The organism is Sphingobium wenxiniae, assembly GCF_007830065.1.
GTDB classification, from domain to species: Bacteria; Pseudomonadota; Alphaproteobacteria; order Sphingomonadales; family Sphingomonadaceae; genus Sphingobium; species Sphingobium wenxiniae.
Genome location: NZ_VLKK01000017.1, coordinates 1 through 25599, shown reverse-complemented (window position 1 = coordinate 25599; position 25599 = coordinate 1). Strand labels below are relative to the sequence as shown.

Genomic DNA, 25599 nt, shown 5'->3' with positions numbered 1-25599 from the left:
GCGCTCGCCGTCAGTTGCTCATGAACTTCTTGAACCGCTCGCGGCCTTCCGCCTCGATCACGGCCTGCTCGGCGTTGGCGCACTCGTCGCCGCGCGCCGTTCCTTCCGCGCATTGCGCCACGATCTGCCGCGCTTCATCGAGATGCGCCGCGAAATACTGCGTCCCGCGCGGCTCGGCCGGCATCGGCGCGGCGGCAGGCGGGCCGGCGACGATCGCCGCCCTTTCGACGGGCACGATCACCGGGCGCAGGACGAAGCCCGCCCCGAACCCGATGATGAGCGTGACCAGCACGATGATGAGTGTCTTTCCTTGCGTCATGACGGCTCCTTTCCCGGTTGCTGAAACGGTGGTTGCGGCCCAGGCACGGACGGCATCGAATAGCGGGCGGTGACGAACTCAAGAAAACGGCGCAGCGCCGGATTTTCATTGTCCTCGCGCCAATAGCCCGAGAAGCCGATCCGCGTGTGCCCGTTGGTCTCGTGGACCTCGCGGAAGACCACGCCGGGGACGTGAATGCCGAGCGCCGATTCGGCGACGATCGAGATGTGCCCGCCGAGTGCGATGACGCTCAGCACGGTATCCCGCCTGATGTCGTCCATGTCGATCTCCGGCGAGTAGCCCGGCATCCCGAGCTTGCCCAGGAGCATGTTGCGCGTCTCCGGGCCGGGATCTTGCTCGGTGAGCAAGAACCGCTCGCCGGTCAGATCGGTCCAGTGGACGCGTTGGCGGCCGGCAAGCGGGTGGCTTTCCGGCAACGCAACCAGGATGCGTTCGCTCCAGAAAGAACGACTTGCCAGCCCCGAATAGGTCGCGTCACCGATCATGATCACGATGTCGAGCAGGCCGTTCTCAATACCTGCTAGCAACATATCACGGTCGCGCTCGAAGCCGCTCAATTTGACCTCGGGAAACTGGTGGCTGAACTCGCTCAAGGTCGCTCGCAGATTTCCGGCCGAGAAGGACGTATAAAAACCTACCGTGAGCTTGCCGGCCACCCCATTGTTCGTGGCCCATACCCAAGCATTCAGTTCCTCGAATTCTTTCACGATGCGTTGTGCCGTTCGCAGGTAGGTTCTACCATTCGGAGTCAGAGTAGCGCCCCGCGTCTTGCGGTCGAACAACGCCATGCCCAGCCGCTTTTCGATTTCGAGGATGTGACGACTTAGCGTTGCTTGCTTGATATTTATATTACGCGCCGCACGACTGAAGCTACCGGCGTCGGCTGCCGCGATCAAATAACGAAGTTGCCTTAACTCAATCACAACGCAAATCGAGACATGGCGTCAGGCCAATCCGGTAATTCGGCAAGACTAGCCTTTCTTGCATCACGACTGTAATTCTGCGCGATCCTTAAGCGAAGCTTATCGGCGCGTCAGACAAAGCGATGAAGCCCGGCACCGAAGAGAGATTAGCGCGATGTTCTGTGACGGCGCGTTCTCAAATGCGGATCGCGGCAACAAGACCGTGCGGCTCCGCTGAGCGGAGATCCAGACTGCCCCCGGCTGCGGCGATGGCGGCTTCAGCGATCGCCAGGCCGAGCCCGCTTCCAGGAACGTCCGTGCCAATCCCTCGCTCAAAGCGGCGGCGCAGCCGCTCCCGCTGATCGGGTGGAATGCCGGGGCCATCGTCCATGATCCGGATTTCCCTTTGCTCGCCGCACATGATCCGCACTGTGCCTCCGGCTGCGCCGTGGAGGATGGCATTCTCCACCAGATTGCCGAGCGCCAACGCCAGAACCTCCGCTTCGATGGCCACAGTACGATCGCGACAGGAGCGATCCACGTCGAGCGTCACGCCTTTCGCATCGGCGAGTGGCTCACAGGTCTGCGTGATCTCGTCCAGCACGGTGCGCAACGATGTCCGAGGCGGCGGGCCATCGCGCACCCGTCCTTCCTCGCGTGCCAGAGCGAGGAGCTGGCGAACCAGGCGACTGGTGCGATCGACGGAAAAGACGATGCGTTCGAGCGCATGGCTGCGCATGTTCTCGTTGCTTGCCCGTCGCGCAACCTCGGCTTGCGTCTTGAGTCCCGCGAGCGGTGTGAGCAATTCATGGGCGGCATTGGCCACGAAATCACGTTCGGCCTGGCGTGCGGCCGCGAGACGGGAGAGCAATCCATCCATGGCGCGGACCACCGGCGCCAGTTCGGTCGGCGCCTTGTCGATCCCGAGCGGGGTCAGCAGATCGGGCGAGCGCGCCTCGATGCTCTTCGCCAGCCGGTCGAGCGGTCGCAATCCGCGCGAGACGCTCAGCCACGACAGGATCGCCAGCGCGGCCAATCCGGCGAGGGCGGGCAGCAACAGGCCCAGCATCATGCCGGACACCAGCCGGTCGCGCACGCTCAGATTATCGCCAACCATGACGCGGATGCCGCGCTGCGCATCGACGTGGGTATAGACCCGCCAGTGTTCGTCCCCGATCCAACGTTCGGAAAAGCCCGCTTCGCCGGTCGCGAGCGGCGTGGCGGGGGAACCGGCGGAATGGCTGACCAGCTCGCCCCGGAGCGACCATATCTGGCAAGACAATTCCCGGTCATAGGGCGTGCGCGGGCCGCGCCGTGCGATGTCCGTGACTGGCACGTCGAGCGCGGCGACCATACGCGCCGCTTCCACTAACCGGCGATCCAGCACTTCCTCGACCTGCGCGCGAGTGGACAGCGATGTCCAGGTCGCAGCGCCCGCCCAGACCAGCATGGTGACGGCCGCGACCAGCGCGAATAGGCGGCCGTGCAGCGAGTTCAGGGGGGCGTTCACAGGCGAGCGATCCGATAGCCTTCGCCGCGCACCGTCTCGATCCAGTCGCGACCGAGTTTAGCGCGCAGCTTATGGATATGCACTTCGACGGCGTTACTCTCGATTTCCTCCTGCCAGCCGTAAATCCGGTCTTCGAGTCGGGCGCGCGAAAGAATATGGCCTGGATGGGCCGCTAGCGCATGAAGGATCGCATATTCACGGCGTGATAGCGTAATCTCCAGTCCGTCCAGACGCACCTGTCGCCGCGCTTCGTCGATGGTGAGCGCGCCCAACCGGATCTCGCTATGGGCGCGGCCGTTCGAGCGGCGCAACAGCGCGCGCAGCCGGGCCGACAGTTCGGAAAGATCGAACGGCTTGCCGAGATAATCGTCGGCGCCGCCATCGAGCCCGTCAATCCGGTCCGAAATCAGATTGCGAGCGGTCAGCAGGAGAATAGGCGTCGCGACGCCCTGCGCGCGCCACTCGCCGAGTAGATCGAGACCGGAACCGTCCGGCAGGCCGATATCGAGCACGATGGCCGCATGATCGCCGGCATCGAGACCGGCGCGGGCATCGGCGCAGCTTGCCACGGCATCGACTTCGAACCCGTCAAGTCCGAGCCCGGCGACGAGGCCGTCGCGCAGTACATCATCATCTTCGACTATCAATATCCGCATCAGCTCTTCCGATCACGCACCAAGCTTATCGCACACTTAACGCGCAGGCTAAGCTTGCCTTAAGTTTTGCTGCCAATCACCCCGCGCTATGGACGGCATTATCCAGATCGGCCCTTTGATGCTCGCGAGCGACCGGCTGCTTGCGGTCGTGGCTTTATGGCTGTTTCTCGGCGTCGGCGCATGGATCGACACGCGTACTGGCAGTCGCGCGGGACGTGCGGCATGGATCGCCGCTCTCGTGGGAATCCTGGCCGCGCGCTTTGCCTATGTGGTGGAGAACTTCACGGCGTTTGCGGCCGAGCCGTGGACTGTCATCGCGCTCTGGCAAGGCGGGTTCACGATCTGGCCTGGCGTTGGCGCCGCGGCCGCGGCGACCGCTTTGCTGCTTGGACGACAGCGGGCAACCGGAGGGCTGCTTGTGTCGCTCGCGGCGCTGGCGCTGGCGCATATGGGACTGACGCACTGGCTTGCACCGTCCGTCCGCCCGCTTCCCCAAGGCATTGTCCTTGCCGACATGGACGGCAAGACGCTGTCGCTTGACAGCTTGCGAGGACAGCCGTTCGTGCTCAATCTTTGGGCGACCTGGTGCCCGCCTTGCCGCCGCGAAATGCCCATGCTGATCGACGTGGCGAGCGGCTCGAAGGTTCCTATTCTGCTGGTGAACCAGCGCGAAACGCGTGTCGCGATTGCAGCATATCTGAAGCGCGAAAATCTCGCTGCATCCGCCGTTGTCCTCGATCCCGTCGGCGTCCTGGGCGAGACGACTGGCGCGCAGGCATTTCCCACCACCCTGTTTGTTGATGCGGCCGGGCAGATCCGCCGCACCCATGCGGGTGAAATCTCTCGTGCCGCACTAATGGCGACTATCCGCGATCTGGAAAGGAATCCGATATGAAGAAACTCGCACTTGTCGGCATGCTGGGGGCTGTCGCTCTCGGCGCCGGCGTCGTGGCTGTCCGGGCTGGCGGCGATGACGGCAGGGCCCATGCCCAATCGACCGCTGGGTCCACAGATACAGATTCTCAGGCGTCGGCTGAGGGCGCGCGTATCCGTCATGAGATACAGAATGATCCGGTTGCGCCAACCGTCGCACCGCAAGGATATGATGTGACGATCGTGTTCTTCTCCGACTATCAATGCCCCTATTGCCGCAAAGTGCACCCCGTTCTTGAAGACTTGATGCGCGAGGACAAGAAGGTGAAGCTGGTTCATCGGGACTGGCCGATCTTCGGCGCGGCGTCCACGGAAGCGGCGAAGGCCGCAATCGCATCCAAATATCAGGGCAAGCACGCTGCCTTCAACGACGCCCTCATGCGATCGCAGGGAAAGCTCAGTTCGGAATCTATCAGGGCCGCCGCTGATCGCGCCGGTGTCGATTGGGCCAGATTGCAGGGGGATTTGGCAGCGCACCGCACGGAGATCGATCAGACACTCAGCCGGTCCAGCCGCTATGCAGCGATGATGGGACTTTCGGGCACACCGGCAATGCTGGTCGGCAATTATCTGATCCCCGGAGCAGTCGATTTGTCCAATATGCGCGAGGCAGTCGCGATGGCGCGTTCCCAGGGCCAGCAGGCGCAAACGCAATAAGGCGCGACCGCATGATCCCGGCAAGTCGCGCCCCGGCTCAGGGAGCCGCGGCTTGTAAGGATGCCTTCGCTCCACCGCCGATCGCCCGAACCAGCGCGATCGCAGCCCGCCGTTGATCGACCGAGACCCTGATGCTGTCTTGCTGGGCCGCTAGCGATGCCGTTTGTGCGGTCGTGACTTCGAGATAATCGGCTGCCCCGTCTCGATACCTGTCGAACGCCAGGTCTTCCGTCCGCCTCGCAGCATTGGCCGCTTCGCTTTGCCGGACATTCTGTCGGCCCAGTGCATCGATCCGCGCAAGCGCATCCTCAGCTTCCTGAAAAGCCCCAAGCACGATGCTCCGATAGTTGGCCGCCAACTCCTCATATTGGGCCTTGCTCATGGCGAGCTGGGCCTTGCGTCGTCCCCCGTCGAACAGGTTGAGAACCGCGCTCAGCGGGCCCAAGCCCCAAAAACTGGTCGGTGCACCGATAATTGGCGTGTCAGTTGCTTGAAATCCGCCGGCCAGACCCAGTGAGACGTCGGGGAAGAATGCTGCTTTCGCGACGCCGATCCGGGCATTGGCAGCGGCAAGCCGGCGCTGTGCCGCAGCGATGTCGGGACGCCGCTGAAGCAACTCAGAGGGAAAACCGCTGGGATAGACCGGGAGTGCCGTTGGGCGCACTTGAGGCTCTACGGAAAAGGTCGAAGGCATCTCGCCGATCAGCGCGGCGAGCTGATGCTCTATCTCCGCATGATCGGCTTGAAGTCCATGAGCGCGGGCGGCGACGCTGGAAAGCTGCGTCTGTGATCGGTTGACATCGACACCGGAGGCAATACCGCCATCATGGCGCGTCACGATGAGGTGATGCGCACGTTCATAGGCCAATACGGTTTGATCGAGCAGCATTTGCTCCGTTTCGATGCCACGTAGCCGAATATAGAGATCCGCGACCGCAGCCTGAAGGCTGAGGCGTGCCGATCGCAGATTGGCGGCTTGCGCTTCGGCATCCGCCTGCGCGGCCCGCACGGAATTGCGCACGCGCCCCCAGAGGTCGAGTTCGTAGGACATCGCGCCGCCGAGGATGAATTGATTGGCTGTCACCGGATTGCCCGGGCCTATGGGCCGGCCGGCCGATAGCCTCTCGCGCGAGGCTGCACCTTGGGCATTAAGGGTTGGGAATTGTCCAGCTCCGGCGGCGCTCGCATTGGCCAATGCTTGATCATAACGGGCAAGTGCGGCGGCAAGGGTTGGAGTAGCGGCATCGACCTTCGCCATCAGACCGTCGAGGACAGGATCGTCGAAGGCGCGCCACCAGTCGCCACGATCGAAGGCGTCGGCAGGCACGGCCGCTGTCCAGGCAGCGCCGTGATTGAACGACGACGGCACCGCCATCTCCGGTAATTCGGGTGAATTGAGGGTCGCACATCCGGTTAGCGCGAGGGCGGCGAAGGCTGGGAAACTAACTTTTCGCATTATCGGCTTTCGGCATATTGGAACGAACAACGCGAACCTGCTCACCTTGAACGAGCGAATCGGGCGGGGTCAGGACGATGCGATCCCGCGCGGTAACGCCGGCAAGGATTTCGATCGTTGCGCCCTGATCCCGGCCAACCTTGACGGGGCGCAACGACACCCGACCGTTCCCATCGACAACGGCGACGCGCGTCCCTTTCGATCCGAGGATCAATGTGCTGGCGGGAAGCTGGTAGGCCCCGGCGGCGCCGGCTATTGGAATGCGGACATCGACATAGGCGCCGGGACGCAGGCGTCGGTCGCGATTTTCCATGAGAAATTCGACGAGCATCGTCCCCGAACGCCGTTCCACGGCCTCGGCGGTACGGACGAGCACAGCCTCGAAATGCTCGCCCGGTTGCTGTGGCAGCGAGAATTGCGCCCGGATGCCCTCTGCCAGGCCGTGTGCGGCAGTCTGGGGAACGCGAACATGGAGGCGTAATCGACTTACATCCGCGATGGTGAACAGTGGTTCGCCTCCGGCGCTACCTGCACTCACGAGTGCGCCGAGTTGGGCGGAACGGCTTGTAACCACGCCATCAAAGGGAGCGCTGAGTTGCGTGAAGCCCTGCATCGCACGCAGTCGGCCGACATTGGCCTCCGCCGCGCGCGCCCGGGCGTCGATGGAGACAAATTGACCGTGCTTTTCGTCGCGCTCCTGCCGCGATACCGCATCCTTGGCCAACAGGCTTTCCCAGCGCTCCGCACTGATCCGGGCCAGTTCGCGATCGGCGGAGGCTGTCTGGTAATCCGCCCGCGCCTGTGCAAGCTGCTGATCGAGTTCTGGTGCGTCAAGTAGCGCGAGCGTTTGCCCCGCGCGCACAGTATCGCCGATGTCCGCGCGCCAGGCGCGGACGTAGCCGCTGACCCGCGCACTGATTTCCGCGCGGTTCCAGGCTTCGAGGGTGCCGGGCAACACGATTTTCCCGCCCTGCGCGGGCTGCGGACGCACCACGTTTACGTTGATAAGGGCGTTCTCCGCCGCGATCGTCGCCTGCTCGCGCTCGGCCGCGCCGCGCGCCATCAAGCCGCCGCCGACGAGCGCAAGGACGAGGAAGGCGCCGCCGCCGCCATAGCGCCAAAGCCGCTTTCCAGAAGGTTGGTCAGACATGTTTGAGTTCCAGTTCCCTTGCAGGTGAGGCCGGCGCACCCTTGCGGTGCGCGAAGCTGAAAAGGGCGGGCACGAACACGAGCGTCGCGACCGTCGCGAAGATGAGGCCGCCGATCACGGCGCGTCCGAGCGGCGCGTTCTGTTCAGCGCCTTCGCCGATCCCGATGGCCATGGGAGTCATGCCGATCATAATCGCCAGCGCCGTCATAATGACCGGCCGGAATCGCACGGTCGCGGCATCCAGCGCTGCCTGGACGGCATCACCTGTTTCGGCGAGGCGCTCCCGCGCGAAGCTGACGACAAGGATCGAGTTGGCAGTCGCCACCCCCATGGACATGATTGCGCCGGTCAGTGCGGGCACGGAGATCGTCGTTCCGGTGAGGAACAGCATCCAGACGATGCCGGCAAAGGCGGCGGGTAGCGCACCGATGATCACCAGTGGATCGACCCAGCTTTGGAAGTTCACGACGATGATGAGATAGATGAGCGCGATCGCTCCGATCAAGCCGAAGGTCAGGCCGGAAAAAGCCTGATTCATCGTCTCAAACTGTCCGGCGACCGTGACGGTCACGCCCTTGGGCCGCTCCTTTTCCAGACCTTCGATAGCCCGCTGGACATCGCTTACAACCGCGCCGAGATCGCGTCCCTGCGTGGTCGCATAGAGATTGACCATTGGCTGAATGTTGGCGCGGCTGACGACCGAGAAAGTCGTATCGCGCGTGATGGCACCCAGGCCGCCCAGCGTCTGCGCTTCACCTCCCGCCGCCGAGATCGGCAGCGATTCAAGCGAGGCGAGCGAATCCACCCGCATTTCGGGAACCTGCGCGACCACAGGATAGGAAACACCGTTTTCAGGACTGAGCCAGAAAACTGGCGCGGTCTGTGTGGTCCCGGCTAGTGCGGTGGCGAGATTGGTGGTGACGTCGCGCTGGGTCAGCCCATATTGGGCGATGCGTGCGCGGTCGATATCGACATTGATCTGCGGCGCGCGGGAGGATTGCTGGATTCGCGCGTCGGCAAGGCCAGGAATAGAGCGAACGCGCTGCAATAGCTTCCGCGCATAGGCTTCGTTGGCCGCGAGGTTGCGACCGCTCACCTGAATGTCGATGGGTGCCGGTGACCCGAAGTTGAGGATCTGGCTGGTGATATCGGCCGGCAGGAACGCAAAGTCGATGCCGGGGAAGCTTCGGGGCAGTTCCCGGCGGAGCGTTGCGACATGACCTTCCGTCGGCGAGCGATTACGCTGGAGGGCGATCAATATGTCGCCCTCATGCGAGCCGACCGTGCCGGAATTATTGTAGATCACGTTGAGCGGGGCGGTGGAAAGGCCGATATTGGCGACCATCGATTTCACTTCCTTCGCCGGGATCAACTCCCGCACCCGGCTCTGCACCTGCGAGAATAGCGCCGCGCTGTCTTCCAGACGGGTGCCCACGGGCGCGCGGACATGCAGGGTGATCTGCCCGGCATCGACGCTGGGGAAGAAATCGCGGCCCAGCGTGGGAATTAGCAGCAGCGAGGCAACCATGGCCGCGAGGAACGCCGGCATGAAAACCCTTCGGACGGCGAGGATGCGGGACAGCAGACCGCCGAACCGATCCTTCTGCCGATCGAACCAGAGCGAGAAACCGTGCTGGAGACGCACCAGCGGGTTGGCCGATTGCGCCCGCGCCGCCTCATCGCCGTGACGATGGGGCCGCAGCAGATACATGGCCATGGTGGGGATGAGCGTGCGCGAGAGGATGAACGAAGTGATCATCGCGAAGATCACCGACAGCGCCATCGGCACGAACAGATATCCGGCGACGCCGGGCAGGAAGAACATCGGCACGAAAACGATGCAAATGCAGGTGACGGCGACAAAAGCGGGGGTGACGATCTGGACCGCTCCGTCCATAATCGATTTGAGCACCGGCTTTCCTTTCTCAAGGTGCCAGTTGATGTTCTCGATCGTAACCGTGGCGTCATCGACGAGGATGCCGATCGCCAGCGCCAGCCCGCCCAGCGTCATGATGTTGAGGGTGTTTCCTGTCGCGCCGAGTGCGTACAGCGCGCCCAGGATCGCCAGCGGAATGGTGGTTACGATGATGACGGTCGATCGCCACGAGCCGAGAAACAGCAGGATCATCAGCGACGTCAGCACTGCGGCGAGCACGCCTTCATAGGCGACGGCGGAAACGGCGGCCTTCACCAGCACCGATTGATCGCCGATGAGCTGCACCTTGAGGGTGTCCGGCAGTCCCTCGGTGATCGCCGGGAGCCGATCGCGGATCGTGTCGACGATCGTGAGGGTCGAGGCCGCGCCGCTCTTGAGCGTGGTCATCAACGCCGAGCGCTGCCCGTCCACCTGCACGATATTGGTCTGCGGGGGCGAACCATCGCGCACCTGGGCAATATCGCGCATGAAGATGGTGGCGCCATCGACGACCTTGATCGGCAGTTTGTTGAGCTGCTCGACCGATCCCGGCGCATTGTTGAGACGAACATTATATTGCAATCCGCCGATTTTGGCGAACCCTGCCGGCGTGATCTGGGTCTGCGCGGCGATTGCGGCGGCGACGTCGCCGGCGGACAGACCCTTTGAACGCAGTGCGCCGGGATCGATGTCGATCTGGATTTGCCTCTGCTTGCCGCCAAAAGGGAACGGCATGGCGACGCCCGGAACGGTGATGAGCTGCGGGCGAATCTGATTCAGGCCCAGATCGTATAGCTGCTGCTCACTCAGGCCTTCGCCAGCCAGAGCAAGCTGAACGATCGGCACGGTCGAGGCATCGTAATTGGTAATCATCGGCGGCGAGATGCCCGGCGGCAATTGTCGCAAAATTGTTTGTGAAATCGATGTGACCTGTGCGGTCGCGGTGCGGATGTCGGCGCTTGGCTGAAAATAGATCCGTACCACTGCCACGCCATTCAGTGACTGGCTTTCGATGCTGTCGATATCGTCGACGGTAGTGGTCAGCACGCGTTCGAACGGATTGATGATCCGGCCAGCCATCTCTTCCGGCGACAGGCCGTTATAGCTCCATGCCACAGCGATGACGGGCACACCGATCCGTGGGAAAATGTCGACCGGCATCCGCAAAACCGAGAATATGCCCAGCCCAAAGATGAGGATAGCCATGACGATGAAGGTCAGCGGCCGCGTGAGCGCGATCCGCACCAGCGCGATCATAGGACGGCACTCCGCCGCCAGCGGTCGAAAACTTTGGGCATTGATGATTCCTCCCGGATTGCGGGGGAAAGACAGGCCCTAGCTTAAGGCGGACTTATGGAGCGCGTTCCAGGCGGCGAATGACCGTACCTGCGCTACGCTGTCCTGCTTCCACCGCGCCCGCAAGGTAGCCCGGCTCGGTCAGGCTTGTTTCGCTTGCGGCAAGGACAAGGCGATCCTGCCAGTCTTCGCCTAGCCACGGCGCGGAGGCGGGATAAGGGTGTTCGCTGCCGCGCTGGTCAAGCTCTGTCGCGGTCAGCGGATCGGCTGCCCAATCCTTAAACAGCGTGGCGCGCGGGCTGGCGGCTTCAGGCCCGAACAGCCTTGCCAACTGGAGAAGGCAGGCCTGTGCAATCGTCTCCGAGCTGAACTGCCTGCGCTGGGATGCGGACAGGCCAAGGAAACCGAATAGTGCGGCTTGTCCCGATGCGGTCGTTGCATCGTGGATTTCCGTCATCGGCCCCATCGCGCTGCGGGCGTGGCCGGAAAGCCCAGCATCGCGCCAAAATGGCCGCTCATACAGGGCAAAGAATTTGGCATGCGGCGCCATCCACGTCGGGGTCTGGCGCCAGCGTCGGACTGTGGCCTCATCCAGAGCAGGTGAAAAATGAATCAGGGCCTGCGCCAGTCTTGGCGGGACGGCGAGCACCGCCTGCCTGGCGCTAATGCTGCCACGGCCATCGGTTACAAGGTCCACGCCTTCCTTCGTGGAGGCTATATGCGTGATCGGCGTATCGAGCAGAATGCACTGTGCAGGCAACGGCTTGGCCAGCGCGGAGACGATTGTGCTCATTCCCCCGGCGACCCGGATCGACGGCGGTGCGGCTGCCATCGTGGGATAACGCTGGGGTGTTTGTCCGGTCGCATGTTCGAATAGCATGTCGCCATCGCTGAATTGCGCGAAAAGCGACAATCCCAGATCGCGTATCAATGCGCCGAGTCCTGTCGCCCGGAGCGTGCAAGATAAGCAACGGGCGGCGCAGGTTGCGCACGTAGCCCAAAAGATCTTGCTCGCGGACATCGTTGATGAAGCTCCGGCGGATCACGAATGTTCGGCCGCCTAGTTCGACTTCCGCGGTGCCTTCAGTCTCCGCCCGAGCCAGCATGGTCGGATCGAAATGGCCCAGGATATGTTCAAGATCAGCCGGCGCGCCTATGGTGGCGACAGCCTCAATTGAGGCGAGGCTGCCCGCGGCCGCGAGGGCAGCCGCGCCGCCCAGGCTATGACCGATCAGGAGCGAGGGCGGCATGCCGGCTTCCGTCATCGCGCGGACCGCGGAAACGAGATCATCGACGTCGGCAGCGAAAGTCCCTTCGCCACCACTGCCCAGGCCGGCGAAATCAAAGCGCAGCACACCAATCCCGCCTAGTGCCAGCGCTCGCGAAACTCGCACGGCGGCGAGGCTGTCCTTTCCACACGTGAAGCAGTGAGCGAAGATCGCCCATCCGCGCGGCGTCGTCTGCGGAAATTCCAGACGACCGGAGAGGCGGTTTTCCGAAGCACCATCGAATTCAAACACCTGTTGACCCATGGGTCGGCTTCCTTTTTCAAAGCTTCATTTTAGTATGACGGTCCCGAAGAGGATATGGTTTGCCGGACTAGAAGGTCGCTCGTAAGAATCTGCGGCAATTCCCGCACCTCGCCCGAAGGGGTGACGAACAGATAATAGGGAATGGAATTGCGCCCGCGGGAAGCGAGGAAGCGTGTGATCGCCGGATCGCCCTGCGTCCAGTCGCCCACCAACGTCACCACGCCACCCTTTTCGAACGCCGCGCGCGTATCCGGTCGATCGATAGCGACACGCTGGTTGACCTGACAGACGAGGCACCAGTCGGCGGTCATATCCACGAATACCGGCTGCCCTTCGGTCTGAAGCTCGGCGAGGCGCTCTTCGCTGAACGGTTCGACATTTGCATCGGCGTTGGACGGAGCTGCCAGAGCCGGGCGCGGCAGATCGAGGCCGACCGCAAGCAACAGGGCTGCCGCGACCGGCAGTAACGCGGCCCCGGCGCTACGACCGCGATTCTGGCGCAGTCCCGCCCACCACAGGCCCACCCCAGCCAATGCGGAGAGCAGCAGGCCAAGAGACAGGCCATCCACGCCGCTCTGTCGTCCCAGCACCCAGGCGAGGCCAATGGTGGTCAGCAGCATAGGAAGCGCCAGCATGCGGCGGAAGGTTTCCATCCACGCCCCCGGCTTGGGCAAAAGCCGCTGGAGGGCGGGAATGAAGGCGATGGCGAGGAACGGCAGCGCCATGCCGATGCCGAGGCCGGCGAACACTGTCAGCGCTTCAGGGGCTGGCAGCACCAGCGCCGCGCCCAGCGCGACGCCCATGAACGGGCCGCTGCAAGGCGTCGCGATCAGCGCGGCGAGCGCGCCGGTGCCGAAGGCTCCTGGCCAGCCCGGCGCCGCCATGGCGCGATGCGCGATGGAGATGCCCCTTATCTCGAACAATCCGGCCAGATTGAGGGCGATGGCCAGCGACAGCAGCATTAGCAGCAGAATGATATGCGGGTTCTGGAGCTGGAAGGACCAGCCGATATCATGCCCCAGCAACCGCGCGCTCACTAATATGGCGCCCAGCGCGAAGGTGGTAGCGACACTGCCAGCGAAATAGGCGATGCCCTCGACTTTCGCCGCGCGGCGATCAACGCCGGCCTTCGTCAGGCTCAACGCCTTCAGCGACAAGATCGGGAAGACGCAAGGCATCAGATTGAGCAGCAGGCCGCCGAGCACGGCACCGGCGAGCGCGACCCACAAGGCGGGCATATCGCCGGTGGTCGGCGTGGCTGGATCAGGGGACGCCATAGCGGCGGGAATGCTCTCCGCTGGAGCGGCCGCATCTGGCGCGGACTCGCTCTCGGCTATGGCGAGCGGATTTTCGGCCAGGTCCAGCTTGACGTTGGTAATCGCGACGCTTCGGTGGCCATCGGCCATGACCCCGGCGAATGGCGCGGCGGGCGCCGGTCCTGCCGCTGCGACCTCGACCTTGATGGTCCCGTCCGGCTGGCGGGTCACATGCTGCCGGGCACCCGCCTCGAACCAGCCGCTTTCCTGAGGGAAGAGCAGCGCACGATTGGCATCCAGCCCCTCCGCGCCTGAAATGACGAACGACCAGCGGCTATCCGCAGCCCGCAGGCTTCCTTGCGCTGCCACTGACGGCAATGCCGCTTCCGCCGCCGAAAACAGCGATCGATGTTCCGGGCTTGCGGCTCCGTCGCCTGTGGTCAACGCAAGCTGGAGCGTCGCGCGTTCAGGCACGCACAAAGCATCAGAACAGGCAAGCCACGACAGATCGACGCTGATCGGCAGCGATGTGCCCGGCACGATGGAATCGTCGATCTCAAGATCGGCCAAGAGTGAGAACGCGCCCTCGTGAACATAGCTGGCAAGGCCCGCCAATTCGAGCAGCGCGGGCGCGGGATGTTCGAGCGGGCCAGCGTGTACGCCTTCCGGCAGATGCCATTCGGCATCGACCGACAGGCCGCTGTCACCCGGATTGATCCAATAACCATGCCATCCCTGCTCGGGGATCATGCGGATCGCAAGGCGGGTCTTTTCGCCCGGTTTCGGTGCTTCGCTTTGCGCGTATAGCGATGCCTGAATATGTTGCGCGGGCTGCGCCGTCACCTGAACACCGGCAAGCGCAAGCCAAAGCAGCAGGATCGCGCCCATCGTGCGGAGAAGCACGATCTGAACGAAAGGCGGGAACGACCGTGCCGCCTGCGAGAGTCGGGAATTCCGTGTCATAGGGGCGCATTTCGAGCGCCAAGCTTAAGGCTGGCTTAGGCGGCGAAGGACAGTCCGACTATCGCGCTAGAGAATGAGCGCCCAGCCTTTGAGCTGCAAATTCGCGAGCGTGACCATGGCTGCGAGATCGATTGTCACACCCTTCGCGACTTCATCCCTCTCGATCCGTTGATTGGCGAGGGCAAAGCTGCACACATGGATGGCAACGCCCGCCTGTTGCAGTTTTGCGATGAGCCCGCTGTTTGGGTTGGCTTGATGAAAGCGGGTCTCATAAGCGGCATCGCGCAGGATCGAAGGCGTCGCCGGACCGTGCATGACCACGACAATATCGCCGGGATCAGGCCGCACGCCCGCCGCGCCCAGAAGGTTGATGAAGCGGGCAACTCGATCGAGAGCCGGATTGACCTGTCCAGTGTCATTTGCGGCGCGCGTGATTTCAAAGGCGACGCGATAGCGCAACGAAGGATCGGGCAGGTTCGCAAGATCCTGAGCCGGGTGAATGGCGCCATAGCCGGCAATGACCGGGTGATTGGCATCCTGCGCGTTGGCGTTGCCCGTCATCATCAGCCCAAGAACCAGAGCCAGTCCGGTCCGTCTCCAGGAATGCGCCGGCACGCGGACCTTGTTCGATGGCATATTTTTCTCCGGCAGAGTCACGAGACCGGCTTTCGCGCGATCAGGTCGATCAGCGCCGACATGCCGTTATGCCCGTCGCCCTCGCTGATCTCGGCGTCGTAGCTGACAAGCTTGCGTATCTCGAAATCATCGAAAGCACTGCGCAGCATGGGTTCATCATACAGGTTTTCGGCCGCGCCCGGCCCGCCTGTTCCATAGCCGATCTGCTCTGGCCGATAGCCTTGCAGCAGAAGCAGACCGCCCGGAACGAGAGCTTCCTTCATGCCGCTGAACAGATCGGCTCGCGCTGTCGGTCCTGCGAATTGAATGAAGATCGCAACCACCGCGTGATAGCGTGCCTTGGGCCAGTGCCATCGCGTGAGGTCGACCTGCTCAAAGCGGATCGCATCCGCGACGCCTTCCCGCGTCGCAAGCGCGCGCGCCTTGTCGAGCGCGATAGCGGACGCATCCACCGCATGGACGCGAAATCCCTGTTTCGCGAGCCAGACGCTGTTGCGGCCTTCACCGTCGGCAACGCACAGCACTTCGCCCAGCTCGTCGAGTTGCGCCGCTTCGCTTTTCAGGAAGGCATTGGGCTCGGTGCCGAAAAGATAATCGGCACGGTCATAGCGGGCGTCCCAATCGGGCGCAGATGGTGGCAAAGTCATGGGGCGGATCGCTCCTTTTCCATTCAAGGTTTGAGAATCAGGCGAATGCCATAGGCCACGACGCCGAGCGTCCCGATGCTCATCGCCCAGATCGCGACGAACCATGCAAGGCGTTTCCAGCGCGGGCCGGGGCCTGCCGGTTCAGTGGTATCCGGATTCATCCACTTTCCCCCGGAACACCCAATAGGCCCAGCCGGTGTAGGCCAGGATCACCGGCACCAGCAGGCCGGCGCCGACCAGCATGAAGACCTGGCTGCGTTCGGGCGCGGCGGCTTCCCAGATGGAGACGCGGCCGGGGATGACGTCCGGCCAGATCGAGATGGCGAGCCCCACCATCGACAGGCCAAACAGCAGCAGGGCGAGGAAGAAGGGCACCCAATCCCGCCCCCCTCGCTGCACCCTGCCGATCGCGCGCCACGCGAGGAAGCCGATGATCGCCACCAGCAGCGGCATCTGCGCGCTCGCCAGCACGCCTGGCCATTCGAACCAGCGTTGATGATATTGCGCCTCCAGGAAGGGCGTCGCGAGGCTCACCAGGCCGATCGCCACCAGCAGCCCGGGCAGCAGCACTTTGCCCATGCCTTGCGCCTGTGCCTGAAGCGGCCCTTGCGTCTTCCAGATCAGCCAGCATGCGCCCAGCAACGCATAGCCGACGAGCAGGCTGAGGCCGGTGAGTAGCGAGAAGGGCGTCAGCCATTCCCACCAGCCGCCGCCATAAGCGCGCCCTTCTACCGTGATCCCCTGCAACAGCGCGCCCAACGTAATTCCCTGCGCCAGCGTCGCGACCACAGAACCGCCGCAAAAGGCGATGTCCCACAGCCGGCGATGCCCCGGATCGCGCCAGCGGAATTCAAAGGCGACGCCCCGGAAGATGAGGCCGAGCAACATGGCGATGATCGGCGCATAAAGGGCCGGTAACACGATGGCATAGGCCAGCGGGAAAGCAGCCATCAGCCCGCCGCCGCCCAGCACCAGCCATGTCTCGTTACCGTCCCAGACCGGCGCGACGCTGTTCATTGCGGTGTTGCGTTCCGGTCCGACACGAAAGCGTGGGAAGAGGATGCCGATGCCGAGGTCGAACCCATCCATGACGACATAGGCGGCGACCGCGAAGGCGATGATCCCCGCCCAGATGATGGTGAGGTCGATCATGGCTTTCCTCCCTCGATCGCCGGAGCCGGCGTGATGCCGGCGGTCCGCACCGGGCCGCGCGTCGGCACGGCATCCTCATGCGGCTCTGGCGGTTTGCCCATCAGCTTGAGGATGTAGAGCGTGCCCGCGCCGAACACCGCGAAATAGACGATGATGAAGGCGATCAACGAGGTCGCGACCGCCGGCGCGTCGAGCGGGGCGACCGATTGCGCGGTCCGAAGCTGGCCATAGACCGTCCAGGGCTGGCGCCCCACTTCGGTCGTCACCCAGCCGGCGATCACCGCGACGAAGCCCGAAGGCCCCATGACGACGGCGGCGCGATGCAGCCAGCGCCAGTCGTAGAGCCGGCGCCGCGCCCGCGCGAGGAGGCTCCACAGGCCGATGCCCAACATGGCGAAGCCCAGGCCCACCATGATGCGAAAGGCCCAGAACACGACGCCGACCGGGGGATGCTCATCCTCCGGCACGGTGTCGAGGCCGGCCAGCGGCGCGTTCAGGTCGTGCTTGAGGATCAGCGAGGAGGCCTTGGGAATCTCCAGCGCATAATCGACGCGCTGCTGCGCGCTGTTGGGAATGCCTAGCAGGATCAGCGGCGCGCCGTCCGGGTGGCTTTGATAATGGCCCTCCATCGCCATCACCTTGGCCGGCTGATGCTCCAGCGTGTTAAGGCCGTGCATGTCGCCGGCGAAAATCTGCACCGGGGCGACCAGCGCGGCCATCCACATCGCCATGGAGAACATCTTGCGCGCGCCGGGATTGGCCCGATCGCGAAGCAGGTGCCAAGCCCCCACCGCGCCGACGACGAACGCGGTGGTGAGGAAGGCGGCGATCACCGTATGGACCAGCCGATAGGGGAAGCTGGGGTTGAAGACGATCGCCCACCAGCTCGGCCCCGGCACGAACTGGCCGTTCGCGGCGATCTCATGGCCCGTGGGCGTCTGCATCCAGCTGTTGGCGGACAAGATCCAGAAGGCGGAAATCAGCGTGCCGACCGCCACCGCGCAGGTCGCCGTGAAATGCAGCTTCGGCCCCACCTTGTTGATACCGAACAGCATGACGCCCAGGAACCCCGCCTCCAGGAAGAAGGCGGTCAGCACCTCATAGGCCATCAACGGGCCGATGATCGGCCCGGCCTTGTCGGAAAAGACCGACCAGTTGGTGCCGAACTGATAGGACAGGACGATGCCGGAGACGACACCCATGCCGAACGTGATCGCGAAGATTTTCAGCCAGTAGCGATAGAGGTTGGCGTAGACGCCCTTGCCGGTCTTCAACCACAGCCCCTCCAGCACCATCAGATAGCTGGCGAGGCCAATCGAGAAGGCCGGGAAGATGAAATGGAAGCTCACCGTGAAGGCGAATTGCGCGCGGGCGAGGAATAGCGCGTCGAACGATCCGAACATCTGCATTACCTTTCCGCGTCCGCTTTATGATCGGCGAGGCGCATTGCTAGTGGACATTCCGCCTCACAGGCCCACAAACGCCCCGGCGCTGCGCCAGAGCATATAGGCAGCGACGGCGAAGATCAGCATTGCGAACACCACCGTCAGACGGCCGGATTGCGCGCCCAGCCGGCTGGCGAGGCGCGTGCCCGCAAAACTTCCCACCGCGCCTCCCACGATGAACAGGATCGCCAGCGGCCAGTCGACCAGCCCGGAAAAGGCATAGTTGGCGGCGGTCGCGAGGCCAAAGGCGGTCACCGCGACCAGCGAGGTGCCGACCGCGAACAGGATCGGCATTCCGGTCGATGCGACAAGCCCCGGCACGATCAGGAACCCGCCGCCAATGCCGAAGAAGCCGGAGAACAGACCTGAGCCGAGGCCATAGCCGAGCACCTTGGGCGCTTTCTCCCGGTTGCATTCGGCGCCGGGATTGCCGGGGTCGCCGCGCCCCTTGAGCATCACCCCCCCGACCAGCAGCATCACCAGCGCGAACAGGAACAGCAGCTTTTCGCCATCCACCATCTTGCCGAAGGTAGAGCCAGCCAGCGCCCCGATGACGCCTGCTGCCGCGAACATGCCACCGCAGCGCCATTTGACGTTATGTGCGCGGGCATGTTGGACGAGGCCCGTCACCGCATTGGCCGCCACCGCCAGCGCGCTGGTGCCGATCGCGACATGGGCGCTGGGCACGCCGACCAGATAGACCATCAGCGGGACCGCCAGGATCGACCCGCCGCCGCCGACCAGCCCCAGGCTGAACCCGACGAGCGAGCCGGACAGGATGCCCAGCAGATATTGGAGCGGTTCGAGCGTCACCTCGCCATTCCGTTCGGGGCCATTCCGATCGGACGGGGACCAGCGAGCCATTCCCTGCCCTTGAGCATGCCATGCCAGTAGATCGGCGGCAGCATCCGATCCTTGAGGAACCAGGCGAGGCGCGTCGGTTTGCGGCCATCGAGCAGCCAGGTGGGGAAGCTCGGCAGCAGCTTGCCGCCATAGCCAAACTCGGCCAGCACGATCCGGCCGCGCTCGACGGTGAGCGGGCAGGAACCATAGCCATCATAGGCGGCGGCTGGGGCTTTGCCGTCGAGAGCAGCGAGCACGTTCACAGCGACCACCGGGGCCTGTTTGCGCGCGGCCGCTGCCGTCTTGGCGTTGCTGGCGGCGATGACGTCGCCCAGCGCGAACAGGTTGGGCCATGTCGGATGGCGCAGCGTTGCGGGATCGACCGCGACGAAGCCGCTGTCGTCAGCGATGGGGCTGGAGCGCACGAAATCCGGCGCCACCTGCGGCGGGACCGCGTGGAGCATATCGAACGGGCGTTCGATCACATCGCCATCGCCCTGCTCGAACCGCGCGATCCGCGCGTCGCCGTCCACGCCGACCAGCTTCGAGCCGGGCTGGAAGTCGATGCCGTAGCGTTCGATATAGGCCGTCAGCGCCGGCACATAATCGGCCACCCCGAACAAGGCCGGGCCGGCGCTGTGGAACTCGACACCGATGCCGCCAAGCAACCTGCGCTTCTCCCAGTCATGGCAGGAGAGATACATGGCCTTTTGCGGCGCGCCCGCGCATTTGATCGGCATGGGCGGCTGTGTAAACAGCGCGCGGCCCCGCGCCAGCTTGCGCACCAGTTCATGCGTGTAGGGCGCCAGATCGTAACGATAGTTGGAGGTGACGCCGTTGCGGCCAAGGGTCTCGGCAAGGCCGGGAATGGCCTTCCAATCCAGCTTCAGGCCCGGTGCGACGACGAGCGCGCGATAGGCGATCGCCGTGCCATCGTCGAGCGTCACGCTGTTGCTGTCGGGCTGGAACGCGCTTGCGGCCTGTCTGATCCAATGTGCCTTGCGGGGCATCACTTTCGCCATCGTCCGGCGGGTGATTTGCGGATCGAACACGCCTGCGCCCACCATCGTCCAGCCCGGCTGATAATAGTGCACATCCGCTGGCTCGATGATCGCGATCGACAGATCGGCCCGGCGCTTGAGCAGGCTGGCGGCGCAGGCGATGCCCCCGCTGCCGCCGCCGACGATCACGACATCATAGGTGGTTGCCTTATCGTCGCCCAGCGCCATGGCGGCGGAGTGCATCGCGGTCGAGCGCGCGCCCGTCCGGCAGAAGGCGAGCACGGGTTTGGGTAGCCGGTCCAGCGCGGCTCGCATGGCACGGGCATCGGCCGGGGCGATGTCGTGATTAGCGACCGGCAGATGCTCGAAGGCCAAGCCATGCTCAAGCGCCGCGCGCGCAAGGGTGGCCGCGTCCGGCTGTCCCGGTTCCTCGCCGTCGGGACGGTTGGAGATGATGGACCGGAAGCCGGCGGCCGCCAGATCGGGCATGTTTGCCAGCCCGATCTGCGGCGATACCGAGAAATCGGCGGTGACGGGGGTGGTCTTTTCCATGGAATGTCTCCGCTTGTGTCAGCGCCCAGCCGCCCGGAGACGATGGAGCAGCATCCCCGCGATCATCGCGGCGAGGAACGGCAGGACCGCAAAGGGTGCGAGCGCGAGATTGGCGATGGCCGGGCCGGGGCACAGGCCGGCGATGCCCCAGCCGATGCCGAACAGCAGCGCGCCCACGGCGAGCGGCGCATCGATGCGCCTTGTGCCCGGCAAGGCGAAGGCATCGCCGGACAGGGCACGGGGCAGGCGGCGCTGGATGAGCCATGCGAACACCATCGGCGTTATGGCTCCGGCTATCACGAAGGCCAGCGTCGGGTCCCATGTTCCGAACAGATCGAGGAAGGCGTGGATGCGCGCGGGGTCGGCCATGCCGGAGAGGGCGAGCCCCGCGCCGAAGATCGTTCCGGCCAGCAAGGCGATAAGCGCGCGCATGTCAGCCCCACCCCAAGGCGCGCATCGCGGCGACGGTCGCGAACCCGGCCGCCATGAACAGCGCCGTCGCCGCCATGGATCGGGGCGACAGGCGCGACAGGCCGCACACGCCATGGCCGCTGGTGCAACCGCTGCCGAGCCGCGTGCCGAAGCCCACCAGCAAGCCGCCGATGACGAGGACGGCCAGCGACGAGGGAAAAGTGATCGCAACCGGGCGCAGGCTCGCCACCAGCGCCGCGCCGAGCGGCAGGCCGGTGATGAAGGCCAGCGCGACGGCGCGCGAATCCGTGCCGCTGCCGATCCCCACGGCGCGCGCGGCAAGACCGCTGACGCCGGCGATGCGGCCCAGCCCCAGCAGCATGATCGCGCCGGCCAGGCCGATCAGCAGCCCGCCGAGGAAGCCCATGCCCGGCATTGCCCCCGGGAACAGCGTGTTCATAGCGCGTCCAGCGGGATTTTGAGATAGCGCGTGCCGTTGCCTTCCGGCTCGGGCAGATGGCCGCCGCGCATGTTCACCTGGATCGACGGCAGGATCAGCTTCGGCATATCCAACGTCGCGTCCCGCGCTTCGCGCATCGCGACGAAGCCGTCCTCGTCAATGCCATCATGGACATGGACATTGCCGGCGCGCTGCTCCGCCACCGTGGTTTCCCAGCGATATTCGTCCCGGTCCGGCGCTTTGTAATCGTGGCACAGGAACAGCCGAGTCTCGGCGGGCAGGGTCAGCAGCCGCCGGATCGAGCGATAGAGCGTCCGCGCGTCGCCGCCCGGAAAATCCGCCCGTGCCGTGCCATAATCGGGCATAAACAAAGTGTCGCCGATGAACGCCGCATCGCCGATCACATAGGCGAGATCGGCCGGCGTATGGCCCGGCACATGCAGCACCGTCGCGTCGAGATGGCCGATCGCGAACCGGTCGCCATCCTCGAACAGATGATCGAACTGCGATCCGTCGCGCGCAAATTCGGTTCCCTCGTTGAACAGCTTTCCGAACGTCTCCTGCACGGTCAGGATCGCCTTGCCGATGGCGAGCTTTCCGCCCAGCCGCTCTTGCAGATACGGGGCAGCCGACAAGTGATCGGCGTGGGCATGGGTTTCCAGCAGCCATTCGATGCTGAGATTCTGCTCGCCCACATAAGCGATGATCGCATCGGCGGACGTGTAAGTGATGCGGCCCGCGGCAGCGTCATAATCCAGCACGCTGTCGATGATCGCCGCCCGCCGCGTCTCTGGATCATGGACGACATAGCTGACGGTATTGGTGGCGTCGTCGAAGAAGGCGCGGATTTGCGGGACGCCCTTGCGGGATTCCTCGATTTGCCGGGTTGCGTAGCCGATCGCGTCATCCATGGCTCGATCCTTTAATTTAATAATTACGAAACTATGTAAATATGTAATCGACTTGCGTCAAGTGGGCCGGGATGCGAGAGTGAAAGCCATGACGACCACGCCTGAAGCCGCCCCCAGCCTGCGCCTCGGCGACACCGCGCCCGATTTCGAGGCGCGCACGACGAAGGGGCCGCTGCGCCTCTCGTCACTGCGCGGGAAATGGGTGGTGTTCTTTTCGCATCCGGCCGATTTCACGCCCGTCTGCACCAGCGAATTCGTCAGCCTCGCCAAGGCGCAGGATCGCTTCGAGGAACTGGGCAGCGTGCTGCTCGGCCTGTCGGTGGACAGTCTCTATTCGCACCTTGCCTGGCTCAAGGCGATCCGCGACCTGTTCGACGTGGAGGTCCGCTTCCCGGTGGTCGAAGACCCCTCGATGGCGATCGGCAGGGCTTATGGCATGATCGGTGAGGATGCGCGGGACAGCGCCGGCGTCCGCGCAACCTATTTCATCGATCCGGACGGCGTGATCCGGGCGATCACCCATTATCCCATGAATGTCGGGCGATCGGTTGATGAAATGCTGCGGATGCTCGCCGCGCTTCAGGCCGCGCATAGTGGCGACCGGCTCGCGCCCGAGGGATGGCGCGCGGGCGAACCGCTGCTGCTCCCGTCTTCGGACAATACGGACGGAGACGACTGGTTCTGCCGGAGCGCGCCATGATCCCCCTCCATGCCGCGCGCGAACGGGCCGAGGAAGCGGCGGAAAAGCTGAGGATCTACGCCCAGCCTCAGCGCCTGATGATCCTGTCGCTGCTGTTGGAACAGGGCGAGCAGTCGGTTTCGATGATCGATGAGGCGACCGGCATCGGCCAACCCGCGCTCAGCCAGCAGCTTGCCGAACTGCGCAAGGCGTCCCTCGTCACCACGAGGCGGCAGGCCCGGCAGGTCTATTACAGCATTGCCGATAGCGGGACGGAACTTTGCGTGCGCGGGATCGAAGCGGTGTTCGGAGCGGGCGACCTATCAGGCTTATCCAGCGGTGTGGCCCATGATGAGCGGTCCGATCTTGTGCCTGGCGTGGCCCACTTCGCGCGCGTCGTTGGGCGCTAGAACCCACTCCTCGAAGTCCATATCATCACCTTTTCGCCGGGAACCTTCGGCGCGCACGCCACAGCCCGGCAATGGCGATCATGAATATTCCTGCGCCCAACGGGATAGCATTGCCCCAGCGCGAATATGGTGTCGGATCTCCGGGCGATGGCAAGAAAGCATCGAGGCGGCCTGCCTCGTGTGCAGGCAGACGCGCGGCGATACTGCCATTCGATCGGATCACAGCCGTCTCGCCCGTCGGCGTCGCGCGGATGATTGGCAGACCCTCCTCGATCGCACGTAGTCGTGCTTGCGCGAGATGTTGCTGTGGTCCGCCGAATCCGAACCAGGCGTCATTAGATGGATTGAAGAGGAACGCGGGCCGATTTGCCGGGTCGATCACCGCGGTCGGGAATATGATTTCATAGCAGATCGACACACCGGCCCTGAGGTTCAGGACGTCGAAAGTCTGTGGGCCAGGCCCGGCAATGAAGTCGGTATCGCCCGGCACCAGACGCGACATGCCGACCCGTTCGAGGATACTTGCAAATGGCAGGTATTCGCCGAACGGGACGAGATGGGCCTTGTCATAGCGAACAAGGACAGTCCCGCCCGCATCGAGCACGAACACGCTGTTCGCTAGCCCCTCATCATCGATCGTTCCTATTGCCCCCGTGAAAAGCAAATCTTGGGAATCCAAAGCCGCTGCCGCGCGCCGCCTCAAACCCGGATCGGTGTCCAACGGCTTCGTGATGGCCGCTTCGGGCCAGAAGATCAGCCGAGGGGCGCCGGAAGGCCGAGCCTTGGTCAAGGCGATATATTCCGTGAGCTGGGCATCGGCCGCGCCAGCGCGCCATTTGTCGGATTGGCTGATGTTCGCCTGCACGACGCTAATTGGAATGGGCGTATCCGCCACCATGGATTTCCGGGGAAAGGCCAACAAGGCCGCCACGATGCCGATCGCGGCGATGAGTGGTCGCACACTGGCGCCGTGTGTGGCGGCGGCGACCAGGCCACACAACAGGATCGTCAGGCCCGAAAGACCAAGGCCGCCGATCATGGCAGCGCCCTGAGATACGTCAGGTGCGGCCAGCCAGATCGACCCTAGCGGGTTCCAGGGGAATCCGGTCAACATGATACCGCGCAGCCATTCGGCAATCATGAAGCTTGCCGACGCATAAACGGCAAAGCTGATCTGCGATGCTCCACGCGCCGCGGCATGGGCGACGGCGATGGCGAGCGCCCAATAAAGCGCCGTATAAGCAGAAAGGAGAGCGACCGCGACCCATCCGAGCCAAGGCGGCATCGCAGCTTGAAAACTGAAAGCATGCGCGAGCCAGAACAGACTCGCGATCCCGATGCCGAATCCGAACCACCAGCTCGCCGCGAAAACGCGACGCATCGAGGCCATTTCGCCGACCGTCCGCAGAAATAGTACCAGCGACGCGGCCGTCGCGGGCCAGAAACCCCATGGGGCAAAGCCGGTTGCGGCGATCGCCCCGAGACATGTGAGGCCAGGGCGCCGGGCAATTGTGGCGTCGACCTTCCCAACGATGCTGGAAACAAAGGCTTTCTGTTGATTTCCACTGAGAGTTGACCCGGGAGGGGCATAAGTTTCCACTGAGAAGTGACCCATGTTTTGACTTCCCTCTGGCTGATTGGTCGGAGGATTCAGGAGTGATCGACATGGCGTTATTGAGTGTAATCCGGCGCTGGCATTTCCGGCAGCAGGTTCCGATCCGGGAGATCGAGCGGCGCACTGGTTTGTCGCGCAACACGATCCGCAAGTACCTGCGGGCGGACACGGTAGAGCCGCAGTTCAAGGTTCCCGAGCGGCCGAGCAAGCTGGACCCGTATGCGGAGAAGCTGTCAGGCTGGCTGCGGATCGAGGCTGGCAAGTCGCGCAA

At 64.0% G+C, this 25599-nt stretch carries 24 protein-coding genes and 2 pseudogenes; 5 read left to right on the top strand and 21 right to left on the bottom strand.

Annotated features, from left to right (window positions below):
- Positions 1-10: 10 nt before the first annotated feature.
- The 4 genes from IQ35_RS16580 to IQ35_RS16565 all read right to left on the bottom strand — a co-directional run bounded on the left by IQ35_RS16580 (position 11) and on the right by IQ35_RS16565 (position 3408).
- Positions 11-319: a hypothetical protein gene (locus IQ35_RS16580; RefSeq protein ID WP_145075041.1), complete on the bottom strand. Its 309-nt coding sequence runs from the start codon at positions 317-319 to the stop codon at positions 11-13.
- Positions 316-1263 (bottom strand): LysR family transcriptional regulator, encoded by a 948-nt coding sequence (locus tag IQ35_RS16575; protein WP_145075038.1) that lies wholly within the window; start codon positions 1261-1263, stop codon positions 316-318. Before IQ35_RS16575 ends, IQ35_RS16580 begins: the two co-directional genes overlap by 4 nt.
- Before the next feature lie 175 nt (positions 1264-1438).
- Positions 1439-2752 carry an ATP-binding protein gene (locus IQ35_RS16570; RefSeq protein WP_145075035.1) on the bottom strand — a complete coding sequence of 438 codons (1314 nt, stop codon included), beginning with the start codon at positions 2750-2752 and terminating at the stop codon, positions 1439-1441.
- A complete protein-coding gene (locus IQ35_RS16565) occupies positions 2749-3408 on the bottom strand; it encodes a winged helix-turn-helix domain-containing protein (protein ID WP_145075032.1) in 660 nt (219 codons plus the stop codon). The genes IQ35_RS16570 and IQ35_RS16565 overlap by 4 nt, the downstream gene beginning before the upstream one ends.
- Before the next feature lie 88 nt (positions 3409-3496).
- On the opposite strand from IQ35_RS16565, the gene IQ35_RS16560 reads away from it, so the two are divergent.
- Both IQ35_RS16560 and IQ35_RS16555 read left to right on the top strand, forming a co-directional pair.
- Positions 3497-4303 (top strand): TlpA disulfide reductase family protein, encoded by an 807-nt coding sequence (locus IQ35_RS16560; protein ID WP_145075029.1) that lies wholly within the window; start codon positions 3497-3499, stop codon positions 4301-4303.
- Positions 4300-4998: a DsbA family protein gene (locus IQ35_RS16555; RefSeq protein ID WP_145075026.1), complete on the top strand. Its 699-nt coding sequence runs from the start codon at positions 4300-4302 to the stop codon at positions 4996-4998. Before IQ35_RS16560 ends, IQ35_RS16555 begins: the two co-directional genes overlap by 4 nt.
- Before the next feature lie 37 nt (positions 4999-5035).
- Here IQ35_RS16555 and IQ35_RS16550 read toward each other — a convergent pair whose 3' ends face one another.
- The 16 genes and pseudogenes from IQ35_RS16550 to IQ35_RS16475 all read right to left on the bottom strand — a co-directional run bounded on the left by IQ35_RS16550 (position 5036) and on the right by IQ35_RS16475 (position 22624).
- Positions 5036-6454 (bottom strand): efflux transporter outer membrane subunit, encoded by a 1419-nt coding sequence (locus IQ35_RS16550; RefSeq protein WP_145075132.1) that lies wholly within the window; start codon positions 6452-6454, stop codon positions 5036-5038.
- The gene (locus tag IQ35_RS16545; RefSeq protein ID WP_242003380.1) at positions 6441-7517 is read right to left on the bottom strand and encodes an efflux RND transporter periplasmic adaptor subunit; all 1077 of its coding nucleotides are present in this window, start codon (positions 7515-7517) and stop codon (positions 6441-6443) included. The genes IQ35_RS16550 and IQ35_RS16545 overlap by 14 nt, the downstream gene beginning before the upstream one ends.
- A 79-nt stretch (positions 7518-7596) precedes the next feature.
- Positions 7597-10776 (bottom strand): efflux RND transporter permease subunit, encoded by a 3180-nt coding sequence (locus tag IQ35_RS16540; RefSeq protein WP_145075018.1) that lies wholly within the window; start codon positions 10774-10776, stop codon positions 7597-7599.
- A gap of 94 nt (positions 10777-10870) precedes the next feature.
- Entirely contained in the window at positions 10871-11695 is an 825-nt protein-coding gene (locus IQ35_RS16535; RefSeq protein ID WP_242003383.1) for a flavin monoamine oxidase family protein, read from the bottom strand.
- Positions 11685-12347, bottom strand: a pseudogene (locus IQ35_RS16530) (alpha/beta hydrolase family protein); the annotation flags it as partial. The gene IQ35_RS16535 and the pseudogene IQ35_RS16530, both read right to left, overlap by 11 nt.
- A gap of 29 nt (positions 12348-12376) precedes the next feature.
- Positions 12377-14566, bottom strand: coding sequence for a protein-disulfide reductase DsbD family protein (locus tag IQ35_RS16525; protein WP_145075007.1), 2190 nt, complete (start codon positions 14564-14566; stop codon positions 12377-12379).
- Positions 14567-14632: 66 nt separating this feature from the next.
- Entirely contained in the window at positions 14633-15085 is a 453-nt protein-coding gene (locus IQ35_RS16520; protein WP_446539673.1) for a DsrE family protein, read from the bottom strand.
- Between the two features lie 134 nt (positions 15086-15219).
- The gene (locus IQ35_RS16515; protein ID WP_145075004.1) at positions 15220-15849 is read right to left on the bottom strand and encodes an SAM-dependent methyltransferase; all 630 of its coding nucleotides are present in this window, start codon (positions 15847-15849) and stop codon (positions 15220-15222) included.
- A 23-nt stretch (positions 15850-15872) separates the two neighbouring features.
- The gene (locus IQ35_RS16510; RefSeq protein ID WP_145075001.1) at positions 15873-16010 is read right to left on the bottom strand and encodes a DUF2474 domain-containing protein; all 138 of its coding nucleotides are present in this window, start codon (positions 16008-16010) and stop codon (positions 15873-15875) included.
- Entirely contained in the window at positions 15991-17001 is a 1011-nt protein-coding gene (gene cydB, locus IQ35_RS16505; RefSeq protein WP_145074998.1) for a cytochrome d ubiquinol oxidase subunit II, read from the bottom strand. Before cydB ends, IQ35_RS16510 begins: the two co-directional genes overlap by 20 nt.
- Complete coding sequence (locus tag IQ35_RS16500) at positions 16998-18404, bottom strand: cytochrome ubiquinol oxidase subunit I (protein WP_145075126.1); 1407 nt, start codon at positions 18402-18404, stop codon at positions 16998-17000. The genes cydB and IQ35_RS16500 overlap by 4 nt, the downstream gene beginning before the upstream one ends.
- Before the next feature lie 63 nt (positions 18405-18467).
- Positions 18468-19259: a sulfite exporter TauE/SafE family protein gene (locus IQ35_RS16495; protein WP_199739978.1), complete on the bottom strand. Its 792-nt coding sequence runs from the start codon at positions 19257-19259 to the stop codon at positions 18468-18470.
- On the bottom strand, positions 19256-20842 hold the full coding sequence (locus IQ35_RS16490) for a bifunctional protein tyrosine phosphatase family protein/NAD(P)/FAD-dependent oxidoreductase (RefSeq protein WP_145074992.1): 1587 nt from the start codon (positions 20840-20842) through the stop codon (positions 19256-19258). Before IQ35_RS16490 ends, IQ35_RS16495 begins: the two co-directional genes overlap by 4 nt.
- Positions 20843-20860: 18 nt before the next feature.
- The gene (locus tag IQ35_RS16485; protein WP_145074987.1) at positions 20861-21274 is read right to left on the bottom strand and encodes a DUF6691 family protein; all 414 of its coding nucleotides are present in this window, start codon (positions 21272-21274) and stop codon (positions 20861-20863) included.
- A 1-nt stretch (position 21275) separates the two neighbouring features.
- Positions 21276-21713, bottom strand: a complete 438-nt coding sequence (locus tag IQ35_RS16480; RefSeq protein ID WP_145074984.1) for a YeeE/YedE family protein — start codon at positions 21711-21713, stop codon at positions 21276-21278.
- Positions 21710-22624, bottom strand: a complete 915-nt coding sequence (locus tag IQ35_RS16475; protein ID WP_145074981.1) for an MBL fold metallo-hydrolase — start codon at positions 22622-22624, stop codon at positions 21710-21712. Before IQ35_RS16475 ends, IQ35_RS16480 begins: the two co-directional genes overlap by 4 nt.
- A gap of 88 nt (positions 22625-22712) precedes the next feature.
- Between IQ35_RS16475 and IQ35_RS16470 the strand changes: the two genes are divergently transcribed.
- Positions 22713-23324, top strand: coding sequence for a peroxiredoxin (locus tag IQ35_RS16470; RefSeq protein ID WP_145074978.1), 612 nt, complete (start codon positions 22713-22715; stop codon positions 23322-23324).
- A complete protein-coding gene (locus IQ35_RS16465; RefSeq protein WP_145074975.1) occupies positions 23321-23713 on the top strand; it encodes an ArsR/SmtB family transcription factor in 393 nt (130 codons plus the stop codon). Before IQ35_RS16470 ends, IQ35_RS16465 begins: the two co-directional genes overlap by 4 nt.
- A 25-nt stretch (positions 23714-23738) precedes the next feature.
- Here the strand turns inward: IQ35_RS16465 and lnt are convergent, their stop codons facing one another.
- Positions 23739-25328 carry an apolipoprotein N-acyltransferase gene (lnt, locus tag IQ35_RS16460; RefSeq protein WP_145074972.1) on the bottom strand — a complete coding sequence of 530 codons (1590 nt, stop codon included), beginning with the start codon at positions 25326-25328 and terminating at the stop codon, positions 23739-23741.
- A 50-nt stretch (positions 25329-25378) separates the two neighbouring features.
- Between lnt and IQ35_RS16455 the strand changes: the two are divergent.
- A pseudogene (locus IQ35_RS16455) lies at positions 25379-25599 on the top strand (IS21 family transposase); the annotation flags it as partial.